Raw genomic sequence first — 219 nt, 5'->3', positions numbered from 1 at the left:
AAAGAAGAAGGATTCCGATTAAAAGATGTATTGAAACAAGTAGATATTCCAGAAGCGACGTACCATTATCACATCAATCAAATGAACAATGAAGATCCAAATCAAGAATGGAAAGAGTTAATTTCAGCCCTTTTTCACAAACATGAAGGAAGGTATGGTTATCGCCGGATTTACTTAGAATTGCGAGCGCAAGGCTATATCATTAACCATAAAAAAGTA

The 219-nt window shown here is 34.7% G+C and carries 1 protein-coding gene; it reads left to right on the top strand.

The annotated features are described in order from the left end of the window. Positions 1-30: 30 nt before the first annotated feature. Positions 31-219: IS3 family transposase (locus C406_RS0119030; RefSeq protein ID WP_026045761.1), on the top strand; the 189-nt coding region annotated here is incomplete at its 3' end.

Origin of the sequence: Paenisporosarcina sp. TG-14, from assembly GCF_000297555.1 — a bacterium.
Classification (GTDB): Bacteria; Bacillota; Bacilli; order Bacillales_A; family Planococcaceae; genus Paenisporosarcina; species Paenisporosarcina antarctica.
Note: the sequence above shows the minus strand (reverse complement) of the source record. Positions and strands in the feature narration are given on the sequence as shown.